This is a genomic window from Salinicola sp. RZ23 (genome assembly GCF_003206675.1).
Classification (GTDB): Bacteria; Pseudomonadota; Gammaproteobacteria; order Pseudomonadales; family Halomonadaceae; genus Salinicola; species Salinicola endophyticus.
The window spans coordinates 130305-151893 of record NZ_PZJK01000014.1 but is presented as its reverse complement, the minus strand read 5'-3'; the positions used below and the strand labels follow the sequence as shown (position 1 = coordinate 151893).

Genomic DNA, 21589 nt, shown 5'->3' with positions numbered 1-21589 from the left:
ATGAACGTGCATAAGATGACTGAGCTGGATCTCTCGGGTAAGCGCGTCCTGATCCGCGAGGATCTCAACGTGCCGGTCAAGGACGGCAAGGTCACCAGCGACGCGCGCATCCGCGCCAGCCTGCCGACCATCCGCGCCGCCCTCGACGCCGGCGCCCGGGTCCTGTTGATGAGCCATCTGGGCCGCCCCACCGAAGGCGAACCGGCCGACGAGTTCAGCCTCGCCCCGGTCGCCCGGCATCTCAGCGAGCTGCTGGGTCAGCCGGTGCGCCTGGAGAAGGACTACCTCGAGCAGCCGGTGGAGATCGCCGACGGCGAAGTGGTCATGCTGGAGAACGTGCGCTACAACCGCGGCGAGAAAAAGGACGACGAGGCGCTGGCCAAGGCCTACGCCGCACTCTGCGACGTCTACGTGATGGATGCCTTCGGCACCGCCCACCGCGCCCAGGCCTCGACCCACGGCGTCGCCCGCTTCGCGCCCCAGGCCTGCGCCGGCCCGCTGCTGGCGAGCGAGCTGGAAGCACTGGAGCAGGCGCTCAGCGCGCCCAAGCGCCCGATGGCAGCGATCGTCGGCGGTTCCAAGGTCTCGACCAAGCTCGAGGTGCTCTACGCCCTGGCCGAGAAGTGCGACCAGCTGATCGTCGGCGGCGGGATCGCCAACACCTTCATCGCCGCGGCCGGCCACAATGTCGGCAAGTCGCTCTACGAAGCCGACCTGATCGACAAGGCCAAGGCGCTGATGGCCAAGGTCGAGATCCCGCTGCCCAGCGACGTGGTGGTGGCCACCGAGTTCTCCGAGTCCGCCACCGCGACGGTCAAGCCGGTGGACCAGGTCGGTGACAACGAGATGATCCTGGATATCGGGCCGGAGACCGCCAAGCGCCTGGCGGCACTGCTCGGCAGCGCCGGTACCATCCTCTGGAACGGCCCGGTGGGGGTATTCGAGATCGACCAGTTCGGCAAGGGCACCGAGACCCTCTCCCATGCCATCGCCGACAGCCCGGCGTTCTCGATTGCCGGCGGCGGTGACACCCTGGCCGCCATCGACAAGTACGGCATTGCCGAGCGTGTCTCCTACATCTCCACCGGCGGCGGCGCCTTCCTCGAGTACGTCGAAGGCAAGACCCTGCCTGCCGTCGCCGCGCTCGAAGCCGCCGCACGCTGAGCGCGGGTGGCCAACCCGAAGACGATCGCGCCGAATCCCGTGGCCGCCAGGNNCTGGCGGCCACGGGCATTCTGTTCGCCGGGGCGCTGTGGGGGCTCTACTGGATTCCCATCCGCCGCCTCGAGGCGCTGTCCCTGGGCGGCGTCTGGGGCTCGCTGATCGTCGCGCTCACGACCTGCTGCCTGCTCATCCCCTGGGCGCTGGCCGGACGTGAACGGCTGCGCCGCTGCCATCCGCTGGGGATACTCGCGGTGCTGCTCGGCGGCGCAGCCTTCATGTGCTACTCGGTGGGCCTGGTCCAGGGTCAGGTCGCCGTGGTCATCCTGCTGTTCTATCTCACCCCAGTGTGGAGCTCGCTGATCGAGCGACTGTGGTGGCGCTGGCCGCTCACCGGCCGACGTCTTGCCGTGATCGCCCTGGGGCTGGCCGGCCTGACACTGGTGCTGGGCGCCGCCGGTTCGCCGCTGCCGCGCACCCTGGGCGACTGGCTGGGGCTGGTCTCCGGCCTGCTCTGGGCGATCGCCTCCAGCGGCATGCGCGCACGCAGCACCCTCGGCCCCGGCGAGGGCAGCTTCGTGTTCGCACTGGGAGCGCTGCTCGGCGCGCTGGCACTGACACCGCTGCTCGGCCCCTGGCCCGGGCTGCCGCCGATGCCGGCGCTGGGTCAGGCCGTGGCCTGGATCGCCGTCTCCGCCATCCTGTGGTGGGCCATATCGCTGGCGATCGTGGTGTGGGCGGCCAGCGTGCTGCCGCCGGCGCGCCTGGGCATTCTGATGATGAGCGAAGTGCTGGTGGGGGTACTCTCGGCGGCGCTGTTCGCCGGCGAGCCGCTCAGCGCGCTCCAGCTCGGCGGTGCGCTGCTGGTGATCGCCGCGGCGGTACTGGAAGTGGCGCCGCTGCCGGGCCGTCGTCTTTCGGGCACGGCCCGCTGAAGACGATTCGATGGCGTACCTGAGGAAAGCCCACGAAAAAGCCGGCTACATGAGCCGGCTTTTTGCTGTTCGTGGCGGAGAGGGAGGGATTTGAACCCTCGATACCCGCGAAGGTATGCCGCATTTCGAGTGCGGTGCATTCGACCACTCTGCCACCTCTCCTGACGCAAAGGCCAACAACGTTCTGAAAGCACTCACAGGGTGCCGCCAGAGGCTACCGGCGTTTCGCGGTGACGAAGCATAACAGAAAATACCCGCATCGTGTGAAGCCCCCCGGCATTTTTCGGGGCAAAAACCGCCACCTGCGCTAGGGCTCCGCGCTCGAGAGGGTGTTCACGAACTCGCCGAGCGCAGGCCGTTTATAGGCACCGTCTCAGGGGGCGACCTCCGCATCGCCCTGCCCGCTCTCGCTCAGCGCACGCTGGACCATGCCCTCATGCTTCATCCGCGCCAGGAACGCCTCGACGTAGTCGGCGACCTCGGCCTGGGCGCGGGGCAGCGCCATGCACTGCTCGATCGCAGTGAAGCGCCCCGGCAGCACTCGATAGCCGGGGTGTGCCTCGGCGTAGCGGGTCAGCGGCTGGCGCACCCCGGCGGCGGCGTCGAGCCCCTGCTCGACGAACCTCTCGATCGCCGCCGCCGAGGTGGGCGCGCGCACCAGCTCGGCGTGCTGGAGGGTGCGCGAGAGATAGAGGTCGTAGGCCGCGCCCTCGCCCACCGCGATGCGCACACCGTCACGGTCGAGCTCATCGACCTGGGCGAACGGCGCCGCCTCGGGGACCAGATAAGTGCCCTCGATCAGCACATAGGGCGAGGTGAAGTGGATCGTCTCGGCGCGCTTGGGATCGCGGGCCAGAAACGCCAGCCGCCAGTCGGCGTGTTCGAGATCGGCGACCACGGCGCCGGCGGCCTCGTAGGTGACGAACGCGACAGCCACATCCAGCTCCGCCGCCAGCGCCCGGGCCAGGGCCGCGGAGACCCCGCCCGGCTCGCCATCCTCACGGCGCTGGGCCAGTACCGGATTGCCGTAGTTGATCGCCACCTTGAGCCGCCCTTCCGGCGCCAGCAGGGCCCGAACCTGACCTTTCGATGTCTGCATGATCACTCCCGATGGCCGAGACTCGGCGCGCTGTGAAAGATGGGCAGACAATAGCCCCCTGCCGGCATCAAGTCATCTTCGACATGAGTCCCAGCAAAAAGCCCCGCCGAAGCGGGGCTTGAAGGCCAGCGGCAACACCGGCAGCGGGAGCGCGCCGCCCGACCCTGCCAGCGGATGCGCCTCAGGCGGTGCGGCCGGGCAGGAACCTGGCCTTGAGCCTGCCTGCGAACAGCGGGATGAACGCCACCGCGGCGGCAGCGATCCACAGCCCGATCGAGAGCCCGGACTGCCACAGGATGGCGAGATCGCCACCACTGATCGACAGTGCCCGGCGCAGGTTCTCCTCCATCAGCCCGCCGAGCACGAAGCCCAGCACCACCGGTGCCAGCGAGAAGCCGAACTTGCGCAGCAGATAGCCGAACACACCGATGACCAGCATCAGGTAGATCGCCATCAGGTCGGAGTGCAGCTGATAGACGCCGACGAAGGCAAGAATCGCCACGCTCGGCACCAGCAGCCAGCGCGGGACCTGCAGCACGCGGGCGAAGACACCGGCCAGCGGCAGGTTGAGCAGCAGCAGCATGACGTTGCCGATGTAGAGCGAGGCGATCAGCCCGCCCACCACCATCGGCTGCTCGCGGAACATCATCGGCCCCGGATTGATGTTGTAGAGCATCAGCGCGCCGAGCAGGATCGCGGTGGTGCCGGAACCGGGGATGCCGAGGGTCAGCATGGGCACGAAGGAGCCGGCGGCGGAGGCGTTGTTGGCCGCTTCCGGCGCCGCCAGACCGCGCATGTTGCCGGTGCCGAAGCTGTTGTCGTGGTCGCTTATGCGCTTCTCGGTGGTGTAGGCCACGGCGCTGGCAACGGAGGCGCCGGTACCCGGCAGCACGCCGATGACGAAGCCGATCACGCTGGAGCGCAGGATCGCCCACTTGCAGTAGAGCACCTCACTCATCTTGACCATGACACGGCCGATCGGCGCCATCTCGCCATCCTGATCGTGGCGGAAGGCGTGCTCGAGCATCAGCAGGATCTCGCTGACCGCGAACAGCCCGATGATCATCACCACGAAGTCGATGCCGTCGTAGAGCTCGGGCATGTCGAAGGTGAAGCGCAGCACGCCGGTGCCGGAGTCGACCCCGACGGTGGAGATGAGCACGCCGAGCACGGCGCCGATCAGCGTCTTGAGCGGGTCCTTGCCCATCATCGCCGACATCGAGGCGAAGGCGAAGATCATCAGCGCGAAGAACTCGGCGGGGCCGAACTTGACCGCCACGATCGCCAGCAGCGGCGCGAACAGGGTCAGCCCCAGGATCGCCACCGTGGCACCGATGAACGAGCTCACCGCGGAGAGCCCCAGCGCCGGGCCGGCGAGGCCCTTCTTGGCCAGCGGATGGCCATCCAGCGTGGTCATCACCGCGCCGGCGTCACCGGGCACGTTGAGCAGGATGCTCGACATGCGTCCGCCGTACTCGGAGCCGGTATAGATGCCCGCCAGCAGAATCAGTGACGACTCCGCCGGCAAGCCGAGGGTGTAGGCCAGCGGCATCAGGATGGCGATGCCGTTGATCGGGCCGATGCCCGGCAGCGCACCGAACAAGGTGCCCAGCAGTGCGCCGAGGAAGGCGAGCCCGAGATTGAGCGGCGTCAGCGCGACGCCGAAGCCCTGGATCAGGAAATCGAACATCAGTTGGCTCCCAGCAGCGGTTCGATCCAGCTACCGGTGGGTAGCGAAATGCCCAGCGCGTAGGTGAACAGCAGATAGCTGCCGAGGGCGAGCAGCACGCCGCCGACCAGTGCCTTGAACGGTGACGCGCCGAACAGCCAGGCGATCGCCACGCTGACCAGCGCAGTGATCAGCAGGTAGCCGGCCTGGATGAACAGTGCGGCGTACACCACCAGCAGCCCCATCACCACCAGCAGGCGCAGCAGCAGCGCCCCGCTGGGCCATTCGCCGTTGGGCCCCGGGCGCACGAACAGCACCACCGCGAGCAGCGCCAGCAATCCCGCCAGCAGCAGCGGGAAGGCCTTCGGCCCCACCGGGTCGTAGCTGAACGGCACCTCGAGATGCCAGGCCTGGACGGCGATGAACGCCGCCAGACCGAGCAACAGCAGACTCAGGATTCGGTCGGCGGCGTGTGTCATTGGGTCAGACCCACTTCCTTGGCCAGTTGCGAGAAGCCGGCGACCTGCTGCTTGACGTACTGGTCGAAGTCATTCCCGAACTTGCTCATCGGGAACAGCCCGCGGCCTTCGCGCAGCTTGGCGAAGCTCTCGGTCTGGCTCAGCTCGCGCAGACGCTCGACCCACGCCTGATAGGCTTCGTCGCTGACCTTCGGACCCATGTAGTAGCCGCGCCAGATCGGCCATTCGACGTCGTAGCCCTGCTCCTTGGCGGTGGGGATGTCGGCATAGGGGCCACCCTGACGCTCTTCGGCGAGTGCCGCGAGGATCCGCACTTCACCGCTGTCGAGCTGCGGCTTGAGCTCGGCCAGGTCACCGGTGAACACCTGGATGTGCTCGCCCAGCAGTGCCGCCAGCGCCTCGCCGCCGCCCTCGAAGGAGACGTAGCGCAGCTTGCGCGGGTCGATGTTGGCGGATTTCGCCATCAGCGCCGCCTTCATCCAGTCCTGGCTGCCGATCGTGCCGCCGGCCCCGATCACCACGCTGGAGGGGTTCTTCTTCAGCGCCTGCATCAGCTCGTCGAGGTTCTGCCAAGGGGCGTCGTTACGCACCACCACCGCACCGTAGTCGACCCCCAGCGCACCCAGCCAGCGCACGTCGTCGACCGACTGCTTGGCGCCGAACTTCTTCAGCGCCAGATTGAGCGCGGCGCCGGTACTCGCGGCGACGATCAGGTTGGGGTCGTCGTTGCGCACACCGGTGACGTGGTTATAGGCGACTGCGCCGATCCCGCCCGGCATGTAGGTGACCAGCATCGGTTCGTCGATCAGCTTGGCCTCCTGCAGGCCATTGGCAGCCAGACGGCAGGTGAGGTCGTAGCCACCGCCGGGCTTGGCCGGGGCGATACACTCGGGGGGTTTGGCCTGGGCCTGGACAGCACCGGCCAGCAGGGCGCCACCGGCCACGGCGGCGGCCAACCAGCGGCGAAGGGAAGATGATTTCGGCATGCTCAGCGTCTCCTGGATTGTTATGCTCGCTATCCGCTCGGGCTCTCGTCGGCATCGGCCTGTGAGCGACTTGTCAAACAGCACCTGGGCGATGCTAGGCCGCCAACCTTTCATCAACCTGTCATCTAAACCTTTGGTCTAATTAAGACATTGGTCTTAAAGGCCCGGGGCTCGAACGAGCGGGGGCTTGAAAGCACGCCCCAATAGGCTCGCGGGCTGGCACGTCTTATCTGGCACTGTCGATCTCGTGCTTGCGAGCTGACACTTTCCACACCCGGCCCGGAGGCCCGTCATGCACTTGCTGGTCATCGAGGACGATCCGCTGCTGTCGCGCTCATTGGGCGAGGCGATGTCCCGCGCCGGCTATGGCATCGACGCGCTGACCCGGGTCGAGGATGCCTGGCAGGCGCTGCGCCAGCGCCGTTTCGATCTGATCCTGCTCGACCTGGGCCTGCCCGACGGCAGCGGGCTCGAGCTGCTGGCACGCCTGCGCGACACCGGCGATGCCACCCCGGTGATGATCCTCACCGCCCGCGATGGACTCGAGGATCGTGTGCGCGGGCTCGACCTGGGCGCCGACGACTACCTGGCCAAACCCTTCTCGATCAGCGAGCTGGAAGCGCGGGTGCGCGCGCTGCTGCGGCGTAGCCAGCAGCGCATCGACGACCGCCTGCACTTCGCCTGCCTGACCCTGGACACCCACGCCGCCAGCGTGTGGCTGGCGGGGGAACCCCTGGACCTGCCGCGCCGCGAGTTCCGCCTGCTCGAAGCGCTGATGCTCAACGCCGGGCGCATCGTGGCCCGGGAGAGCCTGGAGGATCGCCTGTTCGGCTTCGAAGCGGTGGGCGCCAACGCCCTCGAGGTCTACGTCAGCCGGCTGCGCAAGCGGCTCCAGGAGACCCCGCTGGCGATCCGCACCCTGCGCGGGCTGGGCTACCGGCTGGAGGAGCGCCGCGAGTGAGCGTGCCCCCGGTGTCGCTCAAGCGCCGCCTGGCGCTGTGGCTGATCGCGATCGTCGCCGGGCTCGGCACGCTGCTGCTGATCGAGGCCTACACCAGCGCCCACAAGGCCGCCGACCGCGCCCTCGACGGCCAGCTCGCCGCCGCCAGCCTGACCATGGCGGAGTCGCTGCAGTGGCCCGACGGCCAGCCCACCCTGGAGATGCCCGCCTCGGCGCTGCAGATTCTCGCCACCCAGTGGCAGGAGCGGGTGTTCTACTGGCTCCAGGCCGACAACGGCCGACTCATCACGCGCAACGCCGAGCTGCCGATCAGCGCCGCCATGCGCCGGGCCGCCGGCCATCACCCGGTGTTCTACGACGCCAACCTGGACGGCGTACCGATCCGTCTCCACGGCCGCGAGATCGACTCCGCCGGCTGGGATACCCAGGAGCCGGTGCAGCTCTGGGTCGGCCACACCCGCCGCGGGCGCGAACTGCTCGCCGGCGAACTGTTCGAGAAGAGCGCGTCGCGCTTCGCCGCCATGGTGCTGATCACCGCGGCGCTGCTGATGATCGCCCTGCGCGCGCTGCTGGCGCCGCTGGAGCGCCTGCGCCGGGCGCTGCGCGACCGCCACCCGGACGACGTCGAGCCACTCGCCCTCGAGGTCCCGCGGGAGATGCGTGAATGGGTGGATACCCTGAACCGCCTGCTCGCCGATCAGCGCGATCGTCGCGCCACCCTGCTGCGCTTCATCGCCGACGCCTCGCACCAGCTGAAGACGCCGCTGGCGGGGCTGCAGAGCACCTCGGAGCTGGCGCTGGCCAGCCCCGACCCGGCAGCCTGGCGGCGCGCCCTGGGTGAGGTCCACGACAGCGCCAGCCGTACCAGCCGGCTGGCCGGCCAGATGCTCAGCCTGACCCGTCTGCGCCATCTGGGCCCCGATCAGGAGCGCCAGCCACTGGCGCTGGATACGCTGCTGCGTGAGGTGGTGACGGAGTGGGCCGATCGCCAGGAGAGCCGCGATCACGATCTCGGCCTGGCGCTGGCGTGCACCTTGCCCGCCTGGGTCGCCGGCGAGGCTTGGGCGCTGCACGAGCTGCTCAACAATCTGATCGACAACGCCTGCCGCTATACCCCACGCGGCAGCCAGATCACGGTGACGCTGCGCGATCTCGCCCCCGGCCGGCTGATGCTGTCGATCGAGGATGACGGCCCCGGGGTCGAGGCAGCGGCGCGCGAGCGCCTGACGCGCCCGTTCGAGCGCGGCCAGCGCCAGGACACCGAGGGCTCGGGGCTGGGCCTGGCGATCGTCGACTCCATCGCCCGGCGTCACGGCAGCCCGCTCGAACTGAGTGCGGTGAGCCCGCACGGGCTGCGCCTGTCGCTGACGCTGGTGCGCCTCGACCCGCCTGACTCGGCCCCCGACACGCACACCCCTGACACCGGAGCACACGCATGAGCCACCCGCAGCGCCAGCGATCGGCCGCCCTGGCCCGCCTCTGTCTATCGCTGGGATGGGGTCTGTGGCTAGGGCTGGGATCGGGAGTGCCATCCGCCATGGCCGAGCCGCTGATCGTCGAGGCAGCGCTGGATCGCCCGGTGTTCCAGCCGGTGCTCGACGCCTTCAGCGCCGAGTATCCGCAGATCACCCTCGACTACCGCGACAGTTCATCGCTCGAGGCCGACCGCCGGGCACGCGACCCCGAGGCACCACCGGACGTGGTGATCAGCTCGGCGATGCCGTGGCAGCTGGCGCTGAGCAACGAGGGCCGGGCGCAGGCGCTCGACAGCGTCGAGGCCCAGCACTGGCCCGCCTGGGCCAAGTGGCGCAACGAGGTGTTCGGCTTCACCTTCGAGCCGGTGGTGATGGCCTATCGGCTGGAACTCGCCTCGCACATGCTGCCGCCGACCACCCACCGCGATCTGCTCGATCTGCTGACCCATGACCGCGACTGGCTGCGCGGGCGCGTGGTCACCTACTCACCCCGCGACAGCGGCGTCGGCTACACCCTGCTGCAGCAGGATGCCCGCTACACGTCACGTATCTGGGATCTGGTCGCGGCGATGGGGGCCGCCGACGTCGATCTGGCCAAGAGTACCCAGGAGATGCTCGAGGGCCTGAGCGCAGGCCGCTACTGGCTCGGCTACAACCTGCTCGGCTCCTACGCCATGGTGTGGGCGCAGAACCACCCGGACATCATCGTGCAGGTGCCCAGCGACTACTCGCTGGTGCTGATGCGGATGGTCTTCGTCCACCGCGATGCGCCGCACCCGGAGGCCGCACGCCGCTTCGTCGACTTCCTGCTCAGCCAGCGCGGCCAGCACATCCTGGCCGGAAGCACGCCGCTGTTCAGCGTGCGCGACGACGTCATCGGCCCCTACACCGCCCAGCGCCTGCGCGATCAGGTCGGCGACCACCTCTATCCGATCCCCGTCAACGCCACCCTGCTCGCCTTCGTCGATCCCCTGCGGCGCCAGGCCTTTCTGCGCCGTTGGGACCGCGAGCTCAATATCCTCAGCGAGTGAGCCGCGCCCTAGGTGCTGTCTGAAAAGTCGACAAGCTCAGGCGCGCGGCGGCGCGTCATCGTCGATCCGACACTGGCCGCTGTCACAGGGTGCACAGCGCTGGCGACCGGTCAGCCAGCCAGAGAGCAGATAGCGGCGTGGCGCGAACCAGCGGTAGACAAGGTCCGCCAGCGGCTTGATCAGCGGCCAGCGCAACGGTGCGGTGAGCCAGCCACGCCCCACCAGCGACCAGGCCCGGTGGGTCACATCGAGCCCGCGCAGGCGCTCGCCGCGGTAGTACCCGAGCAGGATCGCGCTGGCGTCCGCCGGGTCGACATCGGGCCAGCGCTCGCTGAAATCGGCGGCGTGGATATCCTCGAAGCGGATGCGCCGGTGGCGATCCAGCCGCCGCAGATGGCTGATCTCGTGGACACACAGGGGGCAGGCACCATCGTAGAAGAGTGTCAGCTCGCTCATGGGACTCTCTCCTCACAACGTTATCGGTGACCACAAGCGTAGCGGAAAAGGACGCGTCTCGAAGCCGATAGGGCACGGCACGGCGCGAACAGTGTCACCTCGAGACCGCCATGAGGCGACAGCGCCCAGCGACGAGCGCGTCGGTAGCGGTTTTTGACTTCGATGACGCAGCCGCTGTCGCCACCCGCCGCTGGCCCTGCCGAGCCGTTGATATCGCCCGCCTCGTCGGAGAGCGCCTCGTCCAGCTCATCGTCACCGAGGCCGAAGACGTTGGGCCGTGACGCCAGTGGGCAACCTAGACCTTGGCGGTACCGGCCAGCTGGCTCGCCAGATCGTGGGCGTTCTCTTTGGCACGCGGTCTGGCGTGACGCGTCTGCAACGCCGACTCATCGGTCGGGGCGAGCTCGATATCGAATATCACCTGCGAGAAAGGCCCCTCCAGTCCGCGCTGCTGGATCTCGTCGGCGTCCTCGATGCGCTCGGCGGGGATCACCAGCTCTTCGCGGGTGGCAAAGGCGAAGTCGTCGAAGGTGTAGGGGTCGCCGGCCAGATTGATCTGGGTGGTCAGGTGCTGGTGGCCGGGCGACGAGATGAAGAAGTGAATGTGCGCCGGGCGTCGGCCGTGGCGCCCCAGCGACGTGAGGACGACATCGGTGGGCGAGCCCCCGGGGACGCCATAGCCGGAGGGAATGACGCTGCGGGCGGTGTAGCGGCCGTCGCTGTCGGTATAGAGGGTGCGGCGCAGGTTGTACTCGGATTGCGACGGGTCGAAGAACGAATAGCCCCCCTTGTCGTTGGCGTGCCAGATCTCGACCTTGGCGCCCTGGATCGGCGTGCCGTCGACGTCGCGCACCTGGCCGGTGAGCCACATGGTCTCGCCTTCGGTGGCCTCATCACTCATGCGGGCAAAACCCTCGGCTTCCGGGGCGCCGGCCACGTATAGCGGGCCTTCGATGGTGCGTGGCGTACCGCCGGTGCGCTTGGCTTCGGCGTCGATGGCGTCTCGGCGCATGTCGAGAAAATGATCGAACCCAAGGCCCGGCGAGAGCAGACCGAACTGGGTCTGGCTGCCGAGGGCATTGAGCAGATTGACGGCGGCCCAGTACTCCTCCTCGGTGACGTCGAAATCGTCGATCAGTCGGAACAGATCGCTCACCAGACGATGCACGATCTGCTTGGACCGTGCGTTGCCACCCGACGCTTCCAGCCCGCTGATCTTGGCCAGAAAGTCCTGTACCTCAGGGGTATCGAAGATCTTCACGCTCATGGGTATCACCTCTTTGTGTCGTTTGAATGTGCCACGGTCAGACGGCCTGTTGATCGATCAGCTGTCGTCGTCACGAATCGAGGAGGGATGACGACACAGCGGACGGACCTGAATCTCCATGTAGGGAAACAGCGGCAAACCACTGATGATGCGGTGCAGGGCCTCGTTGTCCTCGACATCGAAGATACTGACGTTCGAGTAGCTGCCGGCCACCCGCCACAGATGACGCCAGGTCCCCTCTCGCTGCAGCGTCTGGGAGTAAGCCTTTTCGGTCGCCTTGATCTCGGCGGCCTTCGCTTCGGGCATGTCACTTGGCAGATGAACGCGCATTTCGACGTGAAACAGCATGGGACTTCTCCGGATCAGGGGCGGGTGTAAAAGCGCAGCCGGTCTTCATCGAGGGTGATCCCCAGGCCCGGACCGCTGGGCAGGTCGACGCCGAACTCGTGGTAGCAAAGCCCCTCGGTGACGATGTCGTCCTGCAGCAGCAGCGGCCCGAACATCTCGGTACCCCACTCGAGCGACGGCAGTGTGGACCAGGCGTGCAGCGAGGCGGCGGTGCCGATGGTGCCTTCGAGCAGGGTGCCGCCGTAGAGGCCGACACCCGCACTCCGCGCCAGGTGAGCCAGTTTGAGCGCGCCGCGTGGCCCACCGGCCTTGGCGATCTTGAGCGCGAAAGCACCGCTGAAACCGGCGTTCAAGAGTGTCAGGCCATCGCCGGCGTCCTGAACGGCTTCGTCGGCCAGCATCGGCACTCGGAAACGGTTGGCCAGACGCGTGAGCCCGGACACCTGGCGGGCGGGAATCGGCTGTTCGATCAGAGCGACGCCGGCCGCCTCGAGTGCGGAGATCCCCTGAACGGCAGTGCTTTCGTCCCAGGCCTGATTGATATCGACCTGCACACCGGCGCGCCCTTCGAGTGCCGCGCAGATCGCCTCGGTATGACGCAGATCCTCACCCAAGGCGTTGGCACCCAGCTTGAGCTTGAACTGGCAGTGACGGCGCTCGTCCAGTCGTTGAAAGGCTTCGTCGATGTCCTTGCGGGTATCGCCGCTGGCCAGCGTCCACAGCACCGGGAGATGGTCATGCACCGCCCCACCCAGCAGCGTCGCCACCGAGACGCCGAGGCGCTTGCCCTGAGCATCCAGCAGCGCCGTTTCCAGTGCCGAGCGGGCGATGGCGTTGCCGCGCGCGTGACGGTCGAGGCGGGCCATCAGCGCATTGAGGTTGTCGGCCGGCTGACCGATCAGCAGCGGGGCCAGCCAGGCATCGATGTTGCACTGGATGCTCTCAGGGCTCTCCGCGCTGTAGCTCAGCCCGCCGATGGTGGTGGCTTCACCCACACCTTCGATGTCATCGGAGCTGCGCAGGCGCACGATGACCAGCGTCTGGCGGGCCATGGTGGTCATGGACAGCCGATGCGGCCGAATGGTGGGCAGATCGACGAGCTGGGTGGAGATCGAAGAGATGACGGGGGGCATGGGCGCCTCTTGTCCAGACGATGGCCAGTGAAGTGACCTAAGTCTGATTGCGCCCACGAGCGGCGAAAAATATCGTTTGGGTTCTTTCCCATACTTTGAAGGTATGCATGGAACTGCGTCAGCTACGCTACTTTTGTGCGGTCGCCGAGGAGCTCAACCTCACCCGCGCGGCCCAACGACTACATATGGCGCAGCCTCCCTTGTCTCGGCAAATCAAGCAGTTGGAGACAGAACTGGGGGCACCGCTATTCACGCGCCGGGCACGTGGGCTGACACTGACCCACGAAGGCAAGTTCTTCCTCGAGCACGCGCTGCAGATTCTGGAAAAGGTCGATACCACCGTGACGGCCACGCGGCGCATGGCGCGGCGCGGGCACCAGGTGTTCGGGATCGGTCTGGTGGGATCTCTGCTGTTCGGTCAGCTGCCACAGCTGATTCGCCGACTGCGACAAAAGGATGACATCGAACTCCTGCTGCTGGAGCTGACCACGGTCAGTCAGGTACAGGCGCTCAAGGCCGGCCGCATCGACATCGGCTTCGGCCGCCTCTGGGTCGATGATCCGGACGTGGTGCAGGAGATCCTGCTCGACGAGCCGATCGTCGCCGCCCTGCCAGCAGGGCATCCACTGGTGGGCACCCGCCCGACACTGGCTCAGCTCGCCGCCTATCCCCTCATCATCTACCCGGCCGCGCCACGCCCGAGCTACGCCGATACGATCCTCAGCCTGTTCCGCCTGCGCGGGCTCAAGGTACAGGTGATCCAGGAAACCAACGAACTCCAGACCGCACTGGGGCTGGTCGCCTCCGAGCTGGGTTTCAGCCTGGTGCCGGAGCAGGTCATGCGCATGCAGCGCCGCGAGGTGGCCTACGCCCGCCTGGCCGAGGAGAACATCACCTCGCCGATCATCTGCAGTCGTCGGCGAGAGCCCGTGACGCCCGCGATGGCCATGACCAACGATATCCTGAAGGCGCTGTGGGGCAACCGGCTCAGCGGACGTTTCCCCCCCGACGGATAGCCCGGATACAGTGGTCGACAGCGGTCGGCGTATCCGGCGTCCAGCTGACATCCACCTGACGCCTAGCCACCCTTCCGACCGCCAGCACGACTCTCCCGACCGCCACCGACACCCTCCACCAAGGTCGTAAGCGTTCGCCCGTCGCGAAGCCTCGCTTTGCCGAACGTCAATAGCCAGGGCGCAAACGCGCTGGCTATAGTCCACGGTCGAATTCGTCGTGCGCCGACGCACGCACGCCATCGGGGGAACACATGAAAAAACGGATTACCGAACCGGTCAAAAAGCCCGCCGTGTGGATCGGCTTCGGCGTGCTCTTCACCCTGGTCACGCCCTGGTACTTTCCGGCCGGGTCCTGGTCGCCGCTGTTCTGGGGCATTCCCTACTGGGCGCTGATCATCATCGCGGTGTCGCTGGCGCTGTCGATGTTCATCACCTGGGTGGTGCTGTGTCAGTGGGATACCGGCGCCGACGAGACGGAGGATGAGCGATGAACATGGAGCTCGCTTTCGGCGGCTGGTCGGGGATTCTGGTCCTGGGGCTCTACGGCGGCCTGATGCTGGCGGTGGGGCTGTTCGCCTTCCTGCGCCACCGCGGCGTGCGCGAAAGCCTCGACGAGTACTATCTGGGCGGACGCGGCCTCGGCGCCATGGTGCTGTTCTTCACCTTCTTCGCCACCCAGTACAGCGGCAACACCGTGGTCGGCTATCCGCCGACGGCCTACCGCCTGGGCTATCAGTACCTGGTGTCGGTGCCGTTCTTCATCATGATCATCATGGTGTATCTGTTCTTCGCCCCCCGGCTCTACTCGCTGGGGCGGCGCTTCAGCCTGCTCACCCCGGTGGACTGGATCGACCTGCGCTTCCGCTCCAAGCGGGTCAGCGTACTCGCCGCCATCCTCATGCTCTACGGCCTCGGCAACTATCTGCTGGAGCAGTTCGTGGCCATCGGTCAGGGCGTCTCGGGGCTCACCGGCGGCACCATCCCCTATCAGGTCGGGGTGATCTTCTTCATCGTGATCATGGTCGCCTACAGCTGGCTCGGCGGCATGCGCTCGGTGGCCTATACCGACACCATTCAGGGCCTGGCGCTGCTGTTCGGGGTGTTCACCCTGCTGATCGGCTCGCTGATCTATCTCGGTGGGCTGCCCAGCGCCGCCGCAACCATGGCCGCCAACGCGCCACAGAAGCTGGGGGCGCCCACGGGCACTGCATTGACCACCTGGTTCTGCCTACTGGTGCTGGTGGGGATCGGCGCGGCGATCTACCCCCACGCCTTCCAGCGTATCTTCTCCGCGCGTAGCGAACGCACTCTCAAGCGCTCGTTCATCCGCATGGCCTACATGCCGTTTCTGACCGCGGGCGTGGTGTTCATGGTCGGCATCATCGGCATCAGCGCCTTTCCCGATCTCACCACGGCGCAGTCGGAGCAGCTGGTGGGCATGCTCGCCAACGCCCTGGCCAACCAGAACGCCTTCTTCTACTGGGCCATGGTGCTGCTGTTCGGCGGGGTGATCGCGGCGATCGTCTCCACCGCGGATTCGGTGCTCTTGACCTTCTCCTCGATCATCTCCCACGACCTCTACGGCCGCTACGTCGCCCCCGACGCCAGCGAGTACCGCAAGATCCTGGTGGGCAAGCTGGTCGGTGTCGCCGCGGTGGTGGTGCTGGTGCTGATCGCCTGGTATCCGCCGGGCACGCTCTATCAGATCTTCGTGCTCAAGTTCGAGGTGCTGATCCAGACCGCCCCGGCGCTGATCCTGGGCCTCTACTGGCGGCGTCTGAACACCCAGGCGGTGTTCGTCGGCATGCTTGCCGGCACTATCCTGGCGGCCGCCTTCACCTTCGCCGGCTACCGCCCGCTGGGGGTGTTCAGCGGGCTCTGGGGGCTGTCGCTCAATCTGCTGCTGTGCGTCGGGGGCTCGCTGCTGTTCGGCGCCTCCCCGGCCCAGCGCGAGCGCGCCGAAGAGATCATCGCCTTCCCACCGTCGGCGGCAGCGGCCCGCGCGGTCTGAGCGCCCAGATCGCGTCCCACCAACGCCCCTCCGCGTCGCCTACCGGACACGCCTTCGCCACTGGCGAAGGCGTGTTCGTCTCAGCGCCTTCTCGTTTCTCTCTCCTCTCCCCCAGCCTCTCCTCTCCCCCAGCCTCTCCTCTCCCCCAGCCTCTCCTCGGGACGGCAGTGCCTTACTCCAGGGTCTCGTAGGGCAGGCCGACGTAGTTCTCGGCGATCGTGGTCAGGCCGGCGTGGGAGCCGAGGCTGTAGTCGAACTCCGCCTGGCGCACCCGCTCGTCGAAGTCGAGCGGCTGACCGAAGTCGTGCAGATGACGCGTCATCCACCAGGAGAAGCGCTCGGCCTTCCATACCCGGCGCAGGCAGGTGGGCGAGTAGCGCGGGATCAGATCGGTGCGCCCCTGGTGGTAGATGGCAGCGAACAGTCGATGCAGCACGCTCACGTCGCTGGCGGCCAGATTGAGCCCCTTGGCGCCGGTGGGGGGAACGATGTGCGCGGCGTCGCCGGCCAGGAACAGCCGCCCGTGCTGCATCGGCTCGGCGACGAAACTGTGCAGCGGCGCGATGCTCTTCTCCAGCGACGGCCCGGTGACCAGCTGCGCTGCCACTTCCCGCGGTATCCGGCGCGACAGCTCGTCCCAGAAACGGTCGTCCGACCACGCCTCGACCCGCTCGCCGGCGGGCACCTGCAGGTAGTAGCGGCTGCGCTCGGCGGAGCGCATGCTGCACAGCGCAAAGCCACGTTCATGGCGAGCGTAGATCAGCTCATGGTGTACCGGCGGGGTATCGGCGAGTAGCCCCAGCCAGCCGAACGGATAGTCACGCTCGAAGGTGGTGAGCTTCGTCGCGGGGATCGACTGGCGCGAGACGCCATGGAAGCCGTCGCAGCCGGCGATGTAGTCGCACTCGAGGCGCATCCACTCGCCGTTGTAGCGGCATTCGAGATGGGGCGACTCGCTCTCGATGCCGTGCAGCGCCACCTCCTCGGCGTCGTAGAGGGTGGTCAGCCCGGCCTCACGCCGGGCCGCCATCAGATCGCGGGTGACCTCGGTCTGGCCGTAGACGGTGACTCGCTTTCCCCCGGTCAGCGCGGCCAGATCGACGCGCACCCGGCGCTCGCCCAGCGCCATCTCGAAACCGTCGTGGGGAATTCCCTCGGCGTCCACCCGTGCCCCGACCCCGGCCTGGTGCAGCAGCTCGACCATCCCCTGCTCCAACACGCCGGCGCGGATACGCCCCAGGACATAGTCCGCCGAGCGCCGCTCGACGATGACGTTATCGATACCGTGACGATATAGCAGCTGTCCCAGCAGCAGGCCGGCGGGGCCGGCGCCGACGATCGCGACTTGCGTGCGCATGATGCCTCTCCTCCAATGGCGGGCCACAGCCCGAAATGGCACTTTTCATCACCATTGTTCGCCATCGAAGAGCCTCGAATAAGGCAAGATTCCTAGCCAAAATGATCATTTCCACGGATAGGCACCTGACTTTAGTCTGATCCCGGGAGAGACCCCAGCACGCCACGACCCGAGGGCTATCAGCATGGTGACTTCACCGCCCGTTCCCACCTATCAGCTCTACGGCGAGACTCGCCACTGGCCCACCCCGGACCTGCTCCACTGCGAGACCATCGCCGAGCGCAGCCGGCTCTATGCCTGGCATATCCGCCCGCACCGCCACGCCGATCTGATGCACCTGCTGCTGCTGCGCGAGGGCCAGGTCGAGCTGCAGCTGGGCGACCTCGAGGCCGCCATCGACACGCCGGCCATGATCTGCGTGCCGGCCACCGTGATTCACGGCTTTCGCTTCTCGCCCCAGACCCAGGGGCATATCGTCACCCTGGCGCAGCCGCTGGTGGCGCGCCTACGCGAACGCCTGCCCCAGGCCGAGGTGCTCGACGCCGCCACTCACTATCCGCTGGCGGCACAGGCCGAGGCCGCGCCGCTGGCACAGCTGATCGCACTGCTGGATAGCGAGTACCGGCGCGCGCCGGGGGGCACCCAGGAGGATCGCGAGGCGATGCTGACGACCCTGATCGAGGCGGTGACGCTGCAGCTATGGCGCCGCGCCAGACGCCGCCAGCGCCTCCCCAGGGCCGGCCAGGAGCGCGGCGAGCGTCATCTCGAGCGCTATCGGCAACTGATCGAGACCCACTTCGCCGACCAGCCCTCGATTCCCGAACTGGCGGCCGAACTGGGCATCGGCGACGCCCATCTCAACGCGCTGTGCCGGCGGCTCACCGGCCACAGTGCACTGCAGCTGCTGCACGCACGGCTGCTGCTGGAGGCCAAGCGCCAGCTCACCTATACCCAACAGAGCATCGCCCAGATCGGCGAGCGCCTGGGCTTCACCGAACCCACCTACTTCACGCGCTTCTTCAAGCGCGGCACCGGCATGACGCCGCGCGCCTTTCGCCAGCGCAGCGATGCGCGGGGATGAGCGCCCGGCCTCGAACATTCGCTTTACCAGCCCTTCTTGTCACAGCACGCGGAGAGCCACGCCCCTGAGTGGTGCATTTAGCGAACCAGGATGGTGCATGAACCGCGTGCGCCCGCCGACCCGACTCGCCCCGCCGCGAGCCGCTCGTGCGGATGACACGCGTTATCGACACGCCAGCGATCGAAAACCGACAACCGCACCCCGTCTTTGGTCATCCGGCGAATAGTGGAACGCACCTTGCTTCATGGAGGATTCAGGCAGGGGACACACTACTGTTCAGGCGAACATCATGCGGAGAACGTCATGGAAACCTCAGATTACCCCTTGAGCGAAGTACCCGACAGCGAACGCAAGGGGCTGCTCTCCACCTCGGCCGTGCTACTCGGCTTCACCTTCTTCACCGCCACCATGTGGGCAGGCGGCTCCCTCGGCAGCGCCTTCTCGTTCGGCCAGCTGCTGTGGGTGATCCTCATCGGCAACCTGCTGCTGGGCGCCTATGCGGCGGCTCTGGCCTACATCGCCTGCAAGAGCGGTCTCAACTCGGTGCTGATGGGGCGCTTCTGCTTCGGTGAGGTGGGCAGCAAACTCTCCGACGCCCTCCTCGGCTTCACCCAGATCGGCTGGTACGCCTGGGGTACCGCCACCATCGCCGTGGTGCTGGTCAAGACGCTGGGCCTGTCGGCAGCGCTGGAGACGCCGCTGATGGTGCTCTTCGGCATGGCCTTCTGCGTCACCGCGATGATCGGCTTTCGCGGGCTCGACCTGCTGTCCCGGGTCGCCGTACCGGCGATGCTGCTGTTCATCCTGATCAGCCTCTACACCGGCATGGTGGACGTGGGCGGGCTCTCCGGCCTGGCGGGTCAGACGCCCAGCACGAGCATGAGCGTCGCCGCGGCCATCACCGTGGTGATCGGCACCTTCATCAGCGGCGGCACCCAGGCCACCAACTGGAGCCGTTTCGCCCGTACCCCCAGGGTCGCCGTGATCGCGACGCTGGGCGCCTTCTTCGTCGGCAACGGCCTGATGGTGCTGACCGGGGCGCTGGGCGCGATGATCTATCAGCAGGCGGATATCGTCGATGTCATGCTGGCCCAGGGCTTCGTGACGCTGGCCGTGCTGATGCTGTTCCTCAACATCTGGACCACCCAGGACAACACCATCTACAACTTCGCCGTGGCCGGCTGCAACCTGCTGCGTACCGACAAGCGCCGGGTGGTCACCGTGACCGGCGCCGCCATCGGTACCGTGCTGGCCGTGGGCGGCATGTACAACCTGCTGATTCCGTTCCTGGTGCTACTCGGCACCTTCATCCCACCGATCGGCGGCGTGATCATGGCGGACTTCTGGCTCAACCACAAAGGCCGCTACCCGGCGCTGGCCGAGGTCCGCCTGCCCGCCTTCAACTGGACCGGGCTGGCCGCCTATGCGATCGCCTCCGCGGCGGCTTACTTCTCGCCGCTACTCCCGCCGCTGGTGGGTGTCATCGTGGCGGCCGCGAGCTACGCCGTGCTGCTGAAGCTGCCCCTCAACGCCACGCTGCCGAGCCCGGCCAAGGAGTGACATGGCACTCACCCGTGCCGGGATAGCGGGCTGGACCCAGGGCACGGCATGCCAGAGCGATCATGCCACCGCCAGGTGTCAGAAATCGAAGAACACCGTCTCGCCCTCACCCTGCAGGCGAATATCGAAGCGGTAGCAGGGACGCCCCTCGCGCGTCTCCCGGGTCGCGATCAGGGTCTGGCGCCGGGTGACGGATTCGATCGCATTGAGGATCGGGCAGGCGGCGTTGGCGGCCTCTTCGTCGTCGAAGTAGAGCCGGGTCTGGAGCTGGATGTTGATGCCCCGGGCGAAGATCGCCAGGTTGACGTGGGGCGCCATGCGCCGGCCATCCGCCAGTGCCACCGCCCCGGGCTTGAGGGTCGCGAAGCGCCACTCGCCGTCGTTCTCCGCGGTGGCGGCGCTGCGCCCGAAGCTGTTGAAGGGCGCGGCGAGATCGAACTGGCACTGGTATTCGCCATCGGCGTCGGCCTGCCAGGCCTCGAGCAGCGCATCGCGTACGGTGTCGCCATTGCCATCGATGACCCGGCCGACGAGGTCGATGTGCTCGCCCTTGGCGCCGTCGCCGGCAAGCCGCGGGCCGATCTCTTCATCGCGCGGTGGCAGGCCGGCGAGTTCCAGCGCCAGGCCGATATGCACATAGGGCCCGGCAGTCTGCGAGGCTGTCTCCTTGAGCAGGGTGTCGGCTAGCGGGCGCGAATTGGGCTGATGCATGACGGACTCCTTACCCCTGATTCTCGAAATAGGTCTGCACCGCGCCGCGCACCACCAGATCGAAGCGGTAGGCGAGGCAGTCCATGCTGCGGCTGCGCGCCATGTCGAGGCGCCCGGTCATGGTGGCGACCGCCTCCGGGTCGCGCAGGGTGTTGACGATCGGACACAGCGGGATCAGCGGATCGCCCTCGAAGTACATCTGGGTGATCAACCGAGTGGAGATCGAGGGTCCCATCACCGAGACGTGGATATGCGCCGGGCGCCAGCTGTTGACGTCGTTGGGCCAGGGATAGGGGCCGGGCTTGATGGTGCGGAAGCGGTACCAGCCGTCGGCGTCGCTCAGGCAGCGCCCGACGCCGCCGAAGTTGGGGTCGAGCGGGGCGAGATAGCGATCCTTCTTATGCCGATAACGGCCGCCGGCATTGGCCTGCCACATCTCCACCAGGGTCTGCGGCACCGGCTTGCCGAACTGATCCACCACGCGGCCGAACAGCAGGATACGCTCGCCGATGGGCAGGCCGGCCGTGCCCGCCAGGGCGGGGTCTTCACGGAAGTTGAGCAGCAGGTCGTTGTCGTGGGGCCCCAGGCGCAGGCGGGTGAAGTCGGGGCCGGCGAGTTCGGAGCGCGTCGGCGCGACCAGGCTGACCAGCGCCTGGCGCGGCGAGCGCGCCACGCTGGTCTTGTAGCCGGGGGCGTGGGCCGGGGGGTGCCAGTTGCGGTCGCGGGGCACGAAGCGCGTGTCGTCGTTGTGGGGCATGGGCCTCTCCAGCTCGTCGATGGCTCCATTCTCCCCCACCACCACCGCCTGCCAAGTGAAAGCCTCGCGCCCGGACATAACCGGGGGGCTATATCG

Annotated in this window: 21 protein-coding genes and 1 tRNA gene; 10 read left to right on the top strand and 12 right to left on the bottom strand. The window is 67.4% G+C overall.

Going from position 1 to position 21589, the window contains the following annotated elements; translation table 11 throughout:
* Positions 1–1164, top strand: coding sequence for a phosphoglycerate kinase (locus DOM67_RS14645; protein WP_110677213.1), 1164 nt, complete (start codon positions 1–3; stop codon positions 1162–1164).
* A complete protein-coding gene (locus DOM67_RS14640) occupies positions 1161–2096 on the top strand; it encodes a DMT family transporter (protein ID WP_110677211.1) in 936 nt (311 codons plus the stop codon). Before DOM67_RS14645 ends, DOM67_RS14640 begins: the two co-directional genes overlap by 4 nt.
* Positions 2097–2168: 72 nt before the next feature.
* Here the strand turns inward: DOM67_RS14640 and DOM67_RS14635 are convergent.
* The 5 genes from DOM67_RS14635 to DOM67_RS14615 all read right to left on the bottom strand — a co-directional run bounded on the left by DOM67_RS14635 (position 2169) and on the right by DOM67_RS14615 (position 6329).
* Positions 2169–2258, bottom strand: a tRNA-Ser gene (locus tag DOM67_RS14635).
* A gap of 211 nt (positions 2259–2469) precedes the next feature.
* On the bottom strand, positions 2470–3195 hold the full coding sequence (locus tag DOM67_RS14630) for a transporter substrate-binding domain-containing protein (RefSeq protein ID WP_110677209.1): 726 nt from the start codon (positions 3193–3195) through the stop codon (positions 2470–2472).
* A 181-nt stretch (positions 3196–3376) separates the two neighbouring features.
* Entirely contained in the window at positions 3377–4885 is a 1509-nt protein-coding gene (locus DOM67_RS14625; protein ID WP_110677207.1) for a tripartite tricarboxylate transporter permease, read from the bottom strand.
* Positions 4885–5343, bottom strand: coding sequence for a tripartite tricarboxylate transporter TctB family protein (locus DOM67_RS14620; RefSeq protein WP_110677205.1), 459 nt, complete (start codon positions 5341–5343; stop codon positions 4885–4887). The genes DOM67_RS14625 and DOM67_RS14620 overlap by 1 nt, the downstream gene beginning before the upstream one ends.
* Entirely contained in the window at positions 5340–6329 is a 990-nt protein-coding gene (locus tag DOM67_RS14615) for a tripartite tricarboxylate transporter substrate-binding protein (RefSeq protein WP_110677203.1), read from the bottom strand. Before DOM67_RS14615 ends, DOM67_RS14620 begins: the two co-directional genes overlap by 4 nt.
* A gap of 292 nt (positions 6330–6621) precedes the next feature.
* Between DOM67_RS14615 and DOM67_RS14610 the strand changes: the two genes are divergently transcribed.
* From DOM67_RS14610 to DOM67_RS14600, 3 genes are read left to right on the top strand one after another with little or no spacing between them, the layout of a single operon-like run.
* Positions 6622–7290: a response regulator transcription factor gene (locus DOM67_RS14610; RefSeq protein ID WP_110677201.1), complete on the top strand. Its 669-nt coding sequence runs from the start codon at positions 6622–6624 to the stop codon at positions 7288–7290.
* Positions 7287–8729, top strand: coding sequence for a sensor histidine kinase (locus DOM67_RS14605; RefSeq protein ID WP_110677199.1), 1443 nt, complete (start codon positions 7287–7289; stop codon positions 8727–8729). Before DOM67_RS14610 ends, DOM67_RS14605 begins: the two co-directional genes overlap by 4 nt.
* Positions 8726–9796 (top strand): ABC transporter substrate-binding protein, encoded by a 1071-nt coding sequence (locus DOM67_RS14600; RefSeq protein ID WP_198651830.1) that lies wholly within the window; start codon positions 8726–8728, stop codon positions 9794–9796. The genes DOM67_RS14605 and DOM67_RS14600 overlap by 4 nt, the downstream gene beginning before the upstream one ends.
* Positions 9797–9832: 36 nt before the next feature.
* Here the strand turns inward: DOM67_RS14600 and DOM67_RS14595 are convergent, their stop codons facing one another.
* From DOM67_RS14595 to DOM67_RS14580, 4 genes are all read right to left on the bottom strand, one after another.
* On the bottom strand, positions 9833–10252 hold the full coding sequence (locus DOM67_RS14595; RefSeq protein WP_110677195.1) for a DUF393 domain-containing protein: 420 nt from the start codon (positions 10250–10252) through the stop codon (positions 9833–9835).
* Positions 10253–10547: 295 nt separating this feature from the next.
* Positions 10548–11519, bottom strand: coding sequence for a catechol 1,2-dioxygenase (gene catA, locus DOM67_RS14590; protein WP_110677193.1), 972 nt, complete (start codon positions 11517–11519; stop codon positions 10548–10550).
* 57 nt (positions 11520–11576) lie between these two features.
* Positions 11577–11867, bottom strand: coding sequence for a muconolactone Delta-isomerase (gene catC, locus DOM67_RS14585; protein WP_110677191.1), 291 nt, complete (start codon positions 11865–11867; stop codon positions 11577–11579).
* A gap of 14 nt (positions 11868–11881) precedes the next feature.
* A complete protein-coding gene (locus DOM67_RS14580) occupies positions 11882–13000 on the bottom strand; it encodes a muconate cycloisomerase family protein (protein ID WP_110677189.1) in 1119 nt (372 codons plus the stop codon).
* Positions 13001–13107: 107 nt separating this feature from the next.
* Between DOM67_RS14580 and DOM67_RS14575 the strand changes: the two genes are divergently transcribed.
* The 3 genes from DOM67_RS14575 (at position 13108) to DOM67_RS14565 (ending at position 16027) form a co-directional block, all read left to right on the top strand.
* Positions 13108–14016 (top strand): LysR family transcriptional regulator, encoded by a 909-nt coding sequence (locus tag DOM67_RS14575; protein ID WP_110677186.1) that lies wholly within the window; start codon positions 13108–13110, stop codon positions 14014–14016.
* Between the two features lie 251 nt (positions 14017–14267).
* Positions 14268–14507, top strand: a complete 240-nt coding sequence (locus tag DOM67_RS14570; protein ID WP_110677184.1) for a hypothetical protein — start codon at positions 14268–14270, stop codon at positions 14505–14507.
* Complete coding sequence (locus DOM67_RS14565; RefSeq protein WP_110677182.1) at positions 14504–16027, top strand: sodium:solute symporter family protein; 1524 nt, start codon at positions 14504–14506, stop codon at positions 16025–16027. The genes DOM67_RS14570 and DOM67_RS14565 overlap by 4 nt, the downstream gene beginning before the upstream one ends.
* A 172-nt stretch (positions 16028–16199) precedes the next feature.
* On the opposite strand, the gene pobA is transcribed toward DOM67_RS14565, so the two are convergent.
* Positions 16200–17384, bottom strand: coding sequence for a 4-hydroxybenzoate 3-monooxygenase (pobA, locus tag DOM67_RS14560; protein WP_110677180.1), 1185 nt, complete (start codon positions 17382–17384; stop codon positions 16200–16202).
* A gap of 184 nt (positions 17385–17568) precedes the next feature.
* Between pobA and DOM67_RS14555 the strand changes: the two genes are divergently transcribed.
* Positions 17569–18465, top strand: coding sequence for a helix-turn-helix domain-containing protein (locus tag DOM67_RS14555; protein ID WP_110677179.1), 897 nt, complete (start codon positions 17569–17571; stop codon positions 18463–18465).
* A gap of 303 nt (positions 18466–18768) precedes the next feature.
* Entirely contained in the window at positions 18769–20025 is a 1257-nt protein-coding gene (gene codB / locus DOM67_RS14550) for a cytosine permease (RefSeq protein WP_110677178.1), read from the top strand.
* A gap of 78 nt (positions 20026–20103) precedes the next feature.
* Here the strand turns inward: codB and pcaG are convergent, their stop codons facing one another.
* Positions 20104–20736: a protocatechuate 3,4-dioxygenase subunit alpha gene (gene pcaG / locus DOM67_RS14545; RefSeq protein WP_110677176.1), complete on the bottom strand. Its 633-nt coding sequence runs from the start codon at positions 20734–20736 to the stop codon at positions 20104–20106.
* Between the two features lie 10 nt (positions 20737–20746).
* Positions 20747–21493 (bottom strand): protocatechuate 3,4-dioxygenase subunit beta, encoded by a 747-nt coding sequence (gene pcaH, locus DOM67_RS14540; protein WP_110677317.1) that lies wholly within the window; start codon positions 21491–21493, stop codon positions 20747–20749.
* Between the last annotated feature and the right edge of the window lie 96 nt (positions 21494–21589).